The following is an 11827-nucleotide window of genomic DNA, read 5'->3' as shown; positions in this document are numbered from 1 at the left end:
TGAGCTCCCTAAAGGGTCGTTGGAGACTACAACGTTGATAGGTCAGGTGTGTAAGTGCTGCGAGGCATTGAGCTAACTGATACTAATTGCCCGTGAGGCTTAACCATACAACACCCAAGTGGTTTTGATAACTTAGGTTGTATGAAGACTGACACTATTTACCGAAAGGTAAGCATCACGTACTCGTGATTACTTGAATTTACTTAGTTATATCAAATTTCCAAGATTGCTAATTACCGACGTAAGTTGGGTAATTAAAAAGTTTTTGTTTAGCGACCATAGCACTGTGGTACCACCTGATCCCATTCCGAACTCAGAAGTGAAACGCAGTAGCGCCGATGGTAGTGTGGGAGTTCCCATGTGAGAGTAGGACATTGCTAAACTTCTATTCGAGCGAAAGCTCACGAGAAGCCCGATTCGAAAGAGTCGGGCTTTTTGCTTTGTGGCTTTTAAAGAATGTGCAAAACGCAGTAGCAAGATAATGAACGACAGTAGCACCGATGGTCGTGTGACTTATGTTGCAGATAAGTCCATGTGAGAGTAGGACATTGCTAAACTTCTATTCGAGCGAAAGCTCACGAGAAGCCCGATTCGAAAGAGCCGGGCTTTTTGCTTTGTGGTTTTTAAAGAATGTGCAAAACGCAGTAGCAGGATAATGAAACGTGAATATACCGCGAGCATAATCGTTAGCTTAAATGGCCGTGTGAATTATACCTTAAAATTATTACTGAATGCGTAACTAAAGTGGCTATTGTTTATGCAAAATAAATCTGCTAATTTATTTAAACGTTGTTTAAAGTCATAAAACAGCGTCAATTTAACATAAGGTACTAATTAAGTACTTAATATCAGGTAAGGACTAAATTTACTTCTATAAATAAGTACATTGATGTTAGTCTTCAATAATAAAGGAATATAAATAATGGTAAAAATATTATCATCAAAATCAGTAGTACTAAGCGTGGGACTTATGTTTGGTATGAGTTCAGCCTATGCTGGTTCGTGCTATTACGATTGTGATAGCTATGCAAAGTCGCAGCGTATACAGTTGTGTGCAGATAACAGAGGCGGTTCTGCATGCGCTACTAGCGAAGCAATATATAATTACTTTTATCAACAGTGTCAGCAAGGTAATTGCTAATTTATTATTTGTAGATATAACCCGTTACGTAAGTAATGGGTTTTAATATTTAGGAACCTAAATTACTGACTTACTCTAGAAGTAATAACGACAGATAAGCGTATCCTCTACTATATAATACCTAGAACTGAAATTGGTGTTATTACAATTTTTAAGTACAATACCCTTTTCATATTTCAGAATATTAATAGTCCATGAGTCTTAACCAGTCATACTCTCTGCAGAATAGTAATAGTTTCAATATAGCAGTATCTTGTTCGCAACTATATTTAGTTGAGACACTTGAAGAGTTACTTGCCTTACCTGAGCTCTGCTATGGTGATTTTTATATTTTAGGTGATGGGAGTAATACACTTTTTGTTGAACCTGCAGCACCTGTTATTATTAAGCCTGCCTTTAAAGGGATCACTGTTAATGAAACAAAGAGCCATTATAAGGTAACGGTTGGGGCTGCGGAGAATTGGCATGATCTCGTTAGTTTTTGTATCGAACATGGAATCAATGGACTTGAAAACTTAGCACTTATTCCCGGAAGTGTAGGTGCTGCACCGGTGCAAAATATCGGTGCTTATGGAGTTGAATTTGCTGATTTTTGTTTAGAGGTTAGTTATTTTGATTTGATCACTAAGCAGCTTAAAGCACTGTCAGCACAAGAATGTAAATTCTCATATCGAGATAGTATATTTAAAAATTGTTTGCATAACCGAGCACTTATTACAGAGCTTGTTTTACTTTTCCCTAAAGCATGGCAAGCAAACTTAAACTATAGCGGTCTAGATGTTCTACCTGTGAATGTCGATGCCAAAGTGGTTATGAACAAAGTGATTGAATTAAGACAGTCTAAGTTGCCAGATCCAAAAAAATTGCCCAACGCAGGTAGCTTCTTTAAAAACCCTATTGTTAGTCAGGAAAAGTTTTTACAGATTCAGACAAAATATCCACAGATACCCCATTACCCGCAAAGTAAAGGCAATGTTAAGTTGGCGGCAGGTTGGTTAATCGAACAAAGTGGCTTAAAAGGTTTTCGATTTAAAGGGGTTGGTGTTGATCAACGTCAAGCTTTAGTGCTTGTGAATTATGAAAATGGTACAGGGCAAGATCTTATAACGTTAGCTAAGTTTGTTCAGCAGCAGGTTTTTGAAATGTTTTCGGTAAAAATAATACCTGAAGTGCGTATGGTCTCTGCACAAGGAGAAGTTCATTTTGAAAAACTTAATGGTGATAGTGTAATTAATGGCGTTAATTATGATTAATACGGCTCATCCAAGAAATTCGAGTAACTCAGTTAAAGCTCATTTGGTTAGGTCATTAGCAAACGGTAGTTTTATTTCTGGTCAGGTTTTAGCGCAAGAGTTAAATATTAGTAGAGCAGCTATTGCTAAGCATATTAAAAGCCTATTAGCTATGGGCTTAGATATATACAGCGTAACAGGTAAGGGCTATAAACTCGCTACACCGTTGACTTTATTAGATGAAAAAAATATTGAAAGGTTATTAAGAGTTCCTGAACAATTGCTTCATACCGTAAACCCTCATTTGCTTGAAGTACATAGTTTAATTGATTCAACTAACGATCACTTAATGCGCTTGATACCTGAAAGAATGTCTCAAGGTCGCGTGTGTTTAGCTGAATACCAAAGTGCAGGAAGAGGGCGACGCGGACGTCAGTGGGTATCTCCCTTTGGCTCCCAAATTTATTTATCTATGTATTGGTATTTAGAACAAGGGCTAGCAGGAGCTATGGGTTTGAGCCTAGTAACGGCTTTAGCTGTTAGTGATGCGGTAAAGAATTACTGTGATATACAAGTTGAATTAAAATGGCCAAATGACATTTATTTAAGTGGTGTCAAGCTGGCTGGTATTTTGATTGATTTAGAAGGACAGGCGCTCGAACCGAGCCATAGTGTTATAGGTATTGGTTTGAACGTGAATATGCCCGAGGAGTCTGCAAAGTCGATAGACCAACAATGGACAGACTTGAAATCTCATACCAATATCACGATTGATCGAGATGGTTTATGTGCTGAGTTGATTAGCTGTTTGTGGGAGCGCTTATTACAGCATAGAGAAAGTGGATTATCTGGGATGCTAGATGAATGGCATAAATACGATATTTACTTAAATAAGCCAGTGAAGCTACTAACTGGTGAACGGACAACGCATGGCATTTGTCGTGGCATAAACAATCAAGGCGCTTTGCTTTTGGACGTTGACGGGTATGTGAAAGCGATCTATGGTGGCGAAGTAAGTTTAAGGGGCATAGAGTGATTTTGCTCATCGATATTGGTAATAGCAGAGTAAAGTATGCTTTATTAAATAATGTTAATACCCAGCATATTGAAAATATCCATAGTATTGAGAACCAGCATTTCAACCATAGTTTCATTAATAACCTCTGCGTCGTTGATAACCAAGTCTCGCAAGTAATTGTTGCTAGTGTTGCCAATAGTGAAATTGTTGATCCCATAGCTGAGTATTGTATTGATCACCATATCAGCTATACCGAAGTAAAAAGCGAACGTTGTAAAAACGGTGTTGTTTCGGGTTATCAGATACCTGAACAGTTAGGTGTAGATCGCTGGCTAGCAATTATTGGTGCCCAGCAGCGCTATGCACAGCAAAATATCTTAGTGATTGATGCTGGTACTGCCACCACTTTTGATCTGGTTGATAATACAGGTCAACATCGTGGTGGTTGGATATTTGCGGGTATAACTACTTTATATAATACGTTGCTGCAAAATACTGCCCATATAAAGGCAGAGACTAAAAGAGATATTGAGTTATCTTTTGGGTTAAATACAACCGACAATGTTAATAATTGCTGTTGGGCTGCAACAGTAGGTTTAATTAATCAAGCGATCTTACAAGCCGAGCGAGAACTAGGGGCTGTTGAACGTATTATTATCACTGGTGGTAATGCTCCAGCGTTAACTACATTAACTAATGTGGAAATGGTATATATAGAGGCATTAGTATTTTATGGTTTACAGCAATATATTACGTAACTATTGTGGTAGGTTGCACTTGCCAAGGGCTTTCAGGCTATTGCTTGCATAAAAAAACATCAAACGAGTAATAATAAGTAAAAAACATTAAATATTTTTAAATTAGCTATTGCAAGCATGAAAACATTACTCTAGAATTCGCACCACTTAATGTAGTGCCGACTTAGCTCAGTTGGTAGAGCAACTGACTTGTAATCAGTAGGTCGCCAGTTCGATTCCGGCAGTCGGCACCATTAATACTTAACAATAATATGATTTGTTAAGGTACCTGTTAAAAGGTATAGGCTTTATGTGGAGGGGTTCCCGAGTGGCCAAAGGGATCAGACTGTAAATCTGACGGCTCAGCCTTCGGTGGTTCGAATCCACCTCCCTCCACCATATTTTTGATTTACGCTTCATCTTAGTTTAGCTAAATCTAAAATCAGAGATCATCTGATAGAGTCAGCGGGTGTCGTATACTGGCTATTACCTCAGCCTTCCAAGCTGATGAAGCGGGTTCGATTCCCGCCACCCGCTCCAATCTATGTGATTTAATGCTGATATGGCTCAGTTGGTAGAGCGCACCCTTGGTAAGGGTGAGGTCGGCAGTTCGAATCTGCCTATCAGCACCACTCCTTAGATTACTCTATTCAATATCTCACCTTAATGTAAAAAATAACAGTAAACTTATTACTTATACCCAGAGGTATTTTGAAATGGCTAAAGAAAAATTTGAACGTAATAAACCACACGTAAACGTTGGTACTATCGGTCACGTCGATCACGGTAAAACAACTTTAACAGCCGCTATCTCTGCGGTATTAACTAAAGTTCACGGTGGTGAAGTTCGTGATTTCGCACAAATCGATAATGCTCCAGAAGAGCGTGAGCGTGGTATTACAATCAATACTTCTCACATCGAATACGATACAGAAACACGTCACTACGCACACGTAGATTGTCCTGGTCACGCCGATTACATCAAAAACATGATCACTGGTGCTGCACAAATGGATGGCGCTATCTTAGTAGTTGCTGCTACAGATGGTCCAATGCCACAAACACGTGAGCACATCTTACTTTCTCGTCAAGTTGGTGTTCCTTTCATCATCGTTTTCATGAACAAATGTGACATGGTTGACGACGAAGAATTATTAGAATTAGTAGAAATGGAAGTTCGTGAACTTCTTTCTGAATACGAATTCCCAGGTGATGACTTACCAGTAATTCAAGGTTCAGCATTAGGCGCACTTCAAGGTGAAGCGAAGTGGGAAGAAAAAGTAATCGAATTAGCTAACGCTTTAGATACTTACATTCCAGAGCCAGAGCGTGCAATCGACGGTGCATTCATCATGCCTATCGAAGACGTTTTCTCAATCTCAGGCCGTGGTACTGTTGTAACAGGTCGTGTTGAACGTGGTATTGTTAAAGTTGGTGACGAAGTAGAAGTTGTTGGTATCCGTGATACACAAAAATCAACTTGTACAGGTGTTGAAATGTTCCGTAAGCTTCTTGACGAAGGTCGTGCAGGCGAGAACTGTGGTGTACTTTTACGTGGTCTTAAGCGTGAAGACGTTGAACGTGGTCAAGTATTAGCACAACCTGGTTCAATCAACCCACATACTAAATTTGAATCAGAAGTATACGTACTTTCTAAAGATGAAGGTGGTCGTCATACTCCATTCTTCAAAGGCTACCGTCCACAGTTCTACTTCCGTACAACGGATATTACTGGTTCAGTAGAGCTTCCAGAAGGTGTAGAAATGGTAATGCCAGGCGACAACTTGAAGTTTGTTGTTGAGCTAATCAACCCAGTAGCGATGGACGAAGGTTTACGCTTCGCAATCCGTGAAGGTGGTCGTACTGTTGGTGCTGGTGTTGTTTCTTCAATCATCGCCTAATTGATAACTAATTTACGTTAGGCGGCTGTTAGTCCTTTACTAACACTGTACCTAATAATTAGTTTATTAATACTTGAAAAAGGTCGCTTATGCGACCTTTTTTGATCTTACTGGAGAATAACGTCGTTATTCACCTCGAACAGCTTCTTATCTAGTGCAATTATGCAAATAGTCCTTGAGTATACCGCTATGCTAAGTATAATAGCGCCTCACTTCTCGAGTATCTCTTAATCCCAAACAACTAAGATTCATTCGATAAGTGTAATTATTGCGTGAACAGGTAGGTGCCTGTTGTGTAATCGTAGGGGTGTAGTTCCAATTGGTAGAACAGCGGTCTCCAAAACCGATGGTTGGGAGTTCGAGTCTCTCCACCCCTGCCATATTAAAGACATGCTTTATGCATGCTTCACAGTGTTATAAAGAATACTGTTTTTTGCAAAATTTTTGATAATGACGGAATAGAAATATGAATGCGAGTACAGAAGAGCAAGTAGGTAGTTCTTTCGATACGCTAAAGTGGGGCGTTATAATCTTACTTTTAGCAGGTGCAGTAGCTGGAAACTACATTTATAGTGGTGAATCACCATTTATTAGAGCACTTGGTGTTGTTGTAGCGGTAGCTGTTGCAGGCCTAATTGCTATGCAAACACAGAAAGGTCGTTCAGGCTTTGAGTTTGCTAAAGAAGCGCGGACAGAAGTACGTAAAGTTATTTGGCCTACTCGCCAAGAAGCAATACAAACGACAGGCATAGTGTTAGTTGTAACATTATTGATGTCATTATTACTTTGGGGATTAGACTCTGTTCTATTCTGGTTAGTTGGTTTGGTTACTGGTATGCAGGTTTAGTTATGACTGAAGAAATCTTAAATGATAATACGCCTGAAGATGGCGAGCAAGAACAGCAAGTAACTCAAAACCCTAAATTACGCTGGTATGTAGTGCAAGCGTTTTCTGGTTATGAAGGTCGTGTGCAAAAGACTTTACTTGAGCATATTGAAATTCAAGGCTTACAAGATAAGTTTGGTGAAATTCTTGTACCAACTGAAGAAGTTGTAGAAATGCGTGCGGGTCAAAAGCGTAAAAGCTCTCGTAAATTCTTTCCAGGTTATGTTTTAGTACAAATGGAAATGGATGTAGATGCGTGGCATTTAGTGAAAAGTGTACCACGTGTACTTGGTTTTATTGGCGGAACGAGTGATCGTCCTGCACCAATTTCACAACGTGAGGCTGATAGAATTTTACAGCGTCTTGAAGAAACTGATAAGCCTAAACCTAAAACATTGTTTGAGCCAGGTGAAGTTGTTCGTGTTATTGATGGACCATTTGCTGACTTTAATGGTGTGGTTGAAGAACTTGACTATGAGAAGAACCGCATTAAAGTATCGGTACTTATCTTTGGTCGTTCAACGCCAGTAGATTTAGAATTTGGTCAAGTAGAGAAAAGTAGTTAAGCTACACTCATATATTGATTATCAAAACGCTTGCCCTGTGCAGGCGTTTTTTGTTTTTAGAAGGGGGATTTCGTATTGTGCGATGTTAGCTCCTTTTGCTTTCTCCCTTTTAGTCAAAGCATGCTATAAGGGGTAATACTATAACAGTGTCTTTCGCTCTTGCTTTTTAAGGGTGGTAAACCTGAACAATGCCATTTACTCATATCATTGATAATATGTTACTTCTTATGGCGTTAACTACTTCTTTAGCTACCTCAAAAATTTACTACTACAACAATAGAAATGGCTAATGCTATTACAAATAGACTAAGCGCTAACTTGAACTTGATGATGAATTTAAAAATGATAGAAAAATATTACTATTGCATTGAAAAGTGTCGCAATAAATAAAGTGAGCAAGCACAATAGTTGAGCATTTTCTTTATAAAGTGCGGTTTAAATTTACAAGTTTATATCGGCTTTTAAATTTAAACGGTTATGAGGACCTCGACTTTCCCTCACTCACAGCTGATATTCTTTTATAGGTATCAGCTTTTTTTTATTTTAAATAAAGAGAGTCGAAAAGAGTAGAAAATAGATGAACAAACGTTAGCCTATTCAAACTTCTCTTGATATATTTTATTAGTCACATGAAACTCATTATGGCATTAGATGTAATGTATTAAAGGAATAGTAATGAAAGCGATCTGTGGAAAAATGATACCTTCAGAGGGCTGCTCTTGGTGGTTTGAAAAGTTTTCTTTTAACAAAATAGAATTTAACTGGCATTATCATTCAGAATACGAGATTTGTTTAACACTCAATAGCCAAGGTTCAAAACATATTGGCGATCATATGAGTCATTATAGTGATGCTGACTTAGTACTCCTTGGGCCTAACCTACCACATAGTTGGCAAGTAAAGTCATATGATGAAACTAAACCATTAATAGTATATGTAGCACAAATACCTGCCCAATGGCTCAATGAGCAAGTGAGTAAAAACCCAGAGTTACAGTTACTGTCTACTATGCTGAAACTCTCAATGCGTGGCTTAGAGTTTAGTCAAGAAGTTACGAAAAAGTCATTAGCTATCTTTGAAGCGATGGAAGGTGCAGAGCCTATAGAGCGTTACATCTTATTATTAAAACTATTAAATTTAATGGTTAAAGATGAAAGTTATCGCGTTCTTTCGAGTAGCTTTTTTACCTTTGGTGATAAAACCGATATTTCTGTTGATAAACTCGATAAAGTTATTAGTTATATATACCAACGATATACTGAGCCATTATGCGCTGATGAATTAGCTAGATTAGCGCATATGAGTACCAATCATTTCCATCGTTTTTTTAAACAACGCACAGAGCAAACATTAAACCAGTTTATTAACCAGCTACGCATTGGTAAAGCTTGTAAGCTTTTAGTTAATACTAATGCTTTGATTTCAGTGATTAGTGATCAGTGTGGCTTTAATAACATTTCTAATTTTAATCGACGCTTTCGCATGATTAAAGGCAACACCCCTAAAGAATTCCGTAATAGTATAAAAGCCCCTTCGCCATTATAAAAATGACAAAAAACTTGAAACTCGTGAGCTGGTTAATATATAATCCGCTGCCGCTTATTTTTAGCGAGCACTTAATCTGTTTTTTATCTGCTTAGATGCAAGATAAAAGATGAATTTTGTAAACAGGGAAGCCAACGTTATTTTTATAACAAGTAGCGCTAATTACCCATACTAAAGGTGTTTTAAAATGGCTAAGAAAGTCCAAGCTTTAATCAAGCTACAAGTAGCTGCTGGTGCAGCTAACCCGTCACCACCAGTTGGTCCTGCTTTAGGTCAACACGGTGTTAATATCATGGAATTCTGTAAAGCGTTTAACGCGAAAACAGATTCTTTAGAAAAAGGCGCTCCGGTTCCAGTAGTAATTACTGTATACAGTGACCGTTCGTTTACTTTCGAAACTAAAACTCCACCTGCATCTTTCTTATTGAAAAAAGCAGCTGGTGTTAAGAGTGGTTCTGGCCGTCCTAACACAGAAAAAGTTGGTACTGTAACTACAGCACAACTTGAAGAAATCGTTAAGATGAAAGAACCTGATTTGACTGCTGGTTCACTAGAAGCTGCAGTGCGTACTATTGCGGGTTCTGCTCGTTCAATAGGTTTAGTGGTAGAGGACTAATCAATGGCTAAATTAACAAAACGCGCTCGTCTTATCCGTGAAAAAGTAGACGCAACTAAAGAATACGATATCAGTGAAGCTGTTGCTTTATTAAAAGAATTTGCTACTGCCAACTTCCGTGAAAGCGTAGATGTTGCTGTAAATCTTGGTATCGACGCTCGTAAATCAGACCAAAACGTTCGTGGCGCTACAGTATTACCAAATGGTACTGGCCGTGAAGTACGTGTTGCTGTATTTACACAAGGTGCAAACGCAGAGAAAGCTAAAGAAGCTGGCGCTGACGTTATCGGTATGGAAGACCTAGCTGAGCAAGTAAAAGCTGGCGAAATGAACTTCGACGTTGTTATTGCTTCTCCTGATGCAATGCGTGTTGTTGGTCAATTAGGTCAAATTTTAGGCCCACGTGGTTTAATGCCTAACCCGAAAGTTGGTACTGTAACTCCTGACGTAGCTGGCGCGGTTAAAAACGCTAAGTCTGGTCAGATCCGTTACCGTAACGACAAGAACGGTATCATCCATACTACTATTGGTAAGGCTGATTTCGACGCTGCACAGTTACAACAAAACTTAGAGTCTTTGCTAGAAGCGCTTAAAAAAGCAAAACCAGCAAATGCTAAAGGTCAATATATTAAGAAAGTTTCACTTTCTACTACTATGGGTGCTGGCGTTGCAGTTAACCAAGCAACCTTATCTCAAGCTTAATAATTAATTTTAATATTCTTGAGTAAAGTTCTATATTGAATCTTTACAAGGGCGAAATTATAACCTATAATTTCGCCCCTTAAATTTTGGTAGGAGTTGTGTTGAATTAACGTTGAGTTAATTAAGCATAGCCCCCGTCAAAGACCGTAGGCGCGAAATTTATTTTGCTTAATATTACCTACGTAGATGGTGATTACCCAGATATTTCCTAAAATTTTCTGGTCCTCGCCGTAATGGTCTAACATCTTTGTTGGTGTTAGGGATTGTAAATACCGGATTTTCCGGTGAACCAGGAGTTAAGCCAATGGCTATCAATCTTGATGACAAAAAAGCAATTGTTGCTGAAGTTCAAGAAGCTGCCAAAGGCGCTCAATCAGTTGTAATCGCGGATGCCCGTGGTGTTACAGTTGAAGCTATTACTGTATTGCGTAAGCAAGCACGTGAAAATGGTGTATGGATGAAGGTTGTCCGTAACACATTAGCACGTCGTGCAGTAGAAGGTACTGATTTTGAATGTGTTACTGACGTATTCAAAGGTCCTTCTCTAGTAGCTTTCTCTCAAGAACACCCAGGTGCTGCTGCTCGTTTATTCACAGACTTCGCTAAAACTAACGAAGCTTTTGAATTAAAAGCAGCTGCATTTGAAGGTAACGCAGTAGACGTAAATATGTTAGCTAAGCTACCTACTTACGACGAAGCGATTGCACGTTTAATGAGCGTTATGAAAGAAGCATCTGCCGGCAAACTTTGCCGTACGATTGCTGCAGTTCGCGATCAGAAAGAACAAGAAGCTGCTTAATAGTTTTTCTTTTTATAGAAAATTTATTGTCGCTAATATATATATTAATATTAGCAATGCTTTTTGTATTTAATAGTTATTCAAACAGCGCTTTACTACTTAAAGATAAGTACAAAGTTAAGCTGTTTCTTAAAAAACAGGAAATTATATAATGTCTATTTCTAAAGACGATATCCTAAACGCTATTGCTGACATGTCAGTAATGGATGTAGTTGAATTAATCGAAGCAATGGAAGAGAAGTTCGGCGTATCTGCTGCTGCTGCTGTTGCTGTTGCTGGCGGTGACGCTGGTGGTTCTGCTGAAGAGCAAACTGAATTCGACGTAATCTTAACTGGTTTCGGCGATAAGAAAGTTGCTGTAATCAAAGCAGTTCGCGGCGCGACTGGTCTTGGCTTAAAAGAAGCTAAAGACTTAGTTGAATCAGCTCCTAAAGCACTTAAAGAAGGTGTTGAAAAAGCTGAAGCTGAAGAACTTAAGAAAGCTCTTGAAGAAGCTGGTGCTTCTGTTGAGATCAAATAATCTGTTTTTAAACAGATTATTTGCCTGAAAAGGCATGGCTGGTGATTTAAACGTCACCGGCCTTTTTGCGCTAAATTATTTGATGTTTTTTTAATCGAAACAGTGCATTATTTAGCGTTAGGTGATTATGATTCATAATTACCTAGTAATGTTTAGACGTAAAC

Annotated in this window: 11 protein-coding genes, 5 tRNA genes and 2 rRNA genes; all 18 read left to right on the top strand. The window is 38.6% G+C overall.

The window, feature by feature from the left end; genetic code table 11:
* A 23S ribosomal RNA gene (locus ABD005_RS03125) occupies positions 1 to 107 on the top strand; the annotation flags it as partial.
* Between the two features lie 161 nt (positions 108 to 268).
* Positions 269 to 383: ribosomal RNA gene (gene rrf / locus ABD005_RS03120) — 5S ribosomal RNA — on the top strand.
* 952 nt (positions 384 to 1335) lie between these two features.
* Positions 1336 to 2394: a UDP-N-acetylmuramate dehydrogenase gene (gene murB / locus ABD005_RS03115; RefSeq protein ID WP_343814829.1), complete on the top strand. Its 1059-nt coding sequence runs from the start codon at positions 1336 to 1338 to the stop codon at positions 2392 to 2394.
* The gene (gene birA, locus ABD005_RS03110; protein ID WP_343814826.1) at positions 2387 to 3409 is read left to right on the top strand and encodes a bifunctional biotin--[acetyl-CoA-carboxylase] ligase/biotin operon repressor BirA; all 1023 of its coding nucleotides are present in this window, start codon (positions 2387 to 2389) and stop codon (positions 3407 to 3409) included. The genes murB and birA overlap by 8 nt, the downstream gene beginning before the upstream one ends.
* Complete coding sequence (locus ABD005_RS03105; protein WP_343814823.1) at positions 3406 to 4149, top strand: type III pantothenate kinase; 744 nt, start codon at positions 3406 to 3408, stop codon at positions 4147 to 4149. The genes birA and ABD005_RS03105 overlap by 4 nt, the downstream gene beginning before the upstream one ends.
* Before the next feature lie 157 nt (positions 4150 to 4306).
* Positions 4307 to 4382, top strand: a tRNA-Thr gene (locus ABD005_RS03100).
* Between the two features lie 60 nt (positions 4383 to 4442).
* Positions 4443 to 4527 (top strand) — tRNA-Tyr (locus tag ABD005_RS03095).
* A gap of 66 nt (positions 4528 to 4593) precedes the next feature.
* Positions 4594 to 4668, top strand: a tRNA-Gly gene (locus ABD005_RS03090).
* A 16-nt stretch (positions 4669 to 4684) separates the two neighbouring features.
* A tRNA-Thr gene (locus ABD005_RS03085) sits at positions 4685 to 4760 on the top strand.
* An 84-nt stretch (positions 4761 to 4844) separates the two neighbouring features.
* Complete coding sequence (gene tuf, locus ABD005_RS03080) at positions 4845 to 6029, top strand: elongation factor Tu (protein WP_343814806.1); 1185 nt, start codon at positions 4845 to 4847, stop codon at positions 6027 to 6029.
* Between the two features lie 303 nt (positions 6030 to 6332).
* Positions 6333 to 6409, top strand: a tRNA-Trp gene (locus ABD005_RS03075).
* Positions 6410 to 6495: 86 nt separating this feature from the next.
* Positions 6496 to 6876 (top strand): preprotein translocase subunit SecE, encoded by a 381-nt coding sequence (gene secE, locus ABD005_RS03070; protein ID WP_215980486.1) that lies wholly within the window; start codon positions 6496 to 6498, stop codon positions 6874 to 6876.
* Positions 6877 to 6878: 2 nt separating this feature from the next.
* A complete protein-coding gene (gene nusG, locus ABD005_RS03065; protein WP_215980487.1) occupies positions 6879 to 7481 on the top strand; it encodes a transcription termination/antitermination protein NusG in 603 nt (200 codons plus the stop codon).
* A gap of 675 nt (positions 7482 to 8156) precedes the next feature.
* Positions 8157 to 9026 carry an AraC family transcriptional regulator gene (locus tag ABD005_RS03060; RefSeq protein ID WP_215980488.1) on the top strand — a complete coding sequence of 290 codons (870 nt, stop codon included), beginning with the start codon at positions 8157 to 8159 and terminating at the stop codon, positions 9024 to 9026.
* 187 nt (positions 9027 to 9213) lie between these two features.
* Entirely contained in the window at positions 9214 to 9642 is a 429-nt protein-coding gene (gene rplK / locus ABD005_RS03055) for a 50S ribosomal protein L11 (protein ID WP_215980489.1), read from the top strand.
* A 3-nt stretch (positions 9643 to 9645) separates the two neighbouring features.
* On the top strand, positions 9646 to 10344 hold the full coding sequence (gene rplA / locus ABD005_RS03050; protein WP_215980490.1) for a 50S ribosomal protein L1: 699 nt from the start codon (positions 9646 to 9648) through the stop codon (positions 10342 to 10344).
* A 304-nt stretch (positions 10345 to 10648) separates the two neighbouring features.
* On the top strand, positions 10649 to 11143 hold the full coding sequence (rplJ, locus tag ABD005_RS03045; protein WP_215980491.1) for a 50S ribosomal protein L10: 495 nt from the start codon (positions 10649 to 10651) through the stop codon (positions 11141 to 11143).
* A gap of 151 nt (positions 11144 to 11294) precedes the next feature.
* The gene (rplL, locus tag ABD005_RS03040; protein WP_215980492.1) at positions 11295 to 11663 is read left to right on the top strand and encodes a 50S ribosomal protein L7/L12; all 369 of its coding nucleotides are present in this window, start codon (positions 11295 to 11297) and stop codon (positions 11661 to 11663) included.
* Positions 11664 to 11827 lie beyond the last annotated feature (164 nt).

Origin of the sequence: Colwellia asteriadis, assembly GCF_039523295.1 — a bacterium.
Taxonomy (GTDB): domain Bacteria; phylum Pseudomonadota; class Gammaproteobacteria; order Enterobacterales; family Alteromonadaceae; genus Colwellia; species Colwellia asteriadis.
This window is presented reverse-complemented; position numbering and strand designations above follow the sequence as displayed.

What these genes read in the sequence shown, in the direction of transcription:
- murB (WP_343814829.1), top strand. Translation starts at nt 1,336, where the DNA reads ATGAGTCTTAACCAGTCATACTCTCTGCAGAATAGTAATAGTTTCAAT.
- birA (WP_343814826.1), top strand. Translation starts at nt 2,387, where the DNA reads ATGATTAATACGGCTCATCCAAGAAATTCGAGTAACTCAGTTAAAGCT.
- rplJ (WP_215980491.1), top strand. Translation starts at nt 10,649, where the DNA reads ATGGCTATCAATCTTGATGACAAAAAAGCAATTGTTGCTGAAGTTCAA.
- rplA (WP_215980490.1), top strand. Translation starts at nt 9,646, where the DNA reads ATGGCTAAATTAACAAAACGCGCTCGTCTTATCCGTGAAAAAGTAGAC.
- rplL (WP_215980492.1), top strand. Translation starts at nt 11,295, where the DNA reads ATGTCTATTTCTAAAGACGATATCCTAAACGCTATTGCTGACATGTCA.
- rplK (WP_215980489.1), top strand. Translation starts at nt 9,214, where the DNA reads ATGGCTAAGAAAGTCCAAGCTTTAATCAAGCTACAAGTAGCTGCTGGT.
- tuf (WP_343814806.1), top strand. Translation starts at nt 4,845, where the DNA reads ATGGCTAAAGAAAAATTTGAACGTAATAAACCACACGTAAACGTTGGT.
- nusG (WP_215980487.1), top strand. Translation starts at nt 6,879, where the DNA reads ATGACTGAAGAAATCTTAAATGATAATACGCCTGAAGATGGCGAGCAA.
- secE (WP_215980486.1), top strand. Translation starts at nt 6,496, where the DNA reads ATGAATGCGAGTACAGAAGAGCAAGTAGGTAGTTCTTTCGATACGCTA.
- ABD005_RS03060 (WP_215980488.1), top strand. Translation starts at nt 8,157, where the DNA reads ATGAAAGCGATCTGTGGAAAAATGATACCTTCAGAGGGCTGCTCTTGG.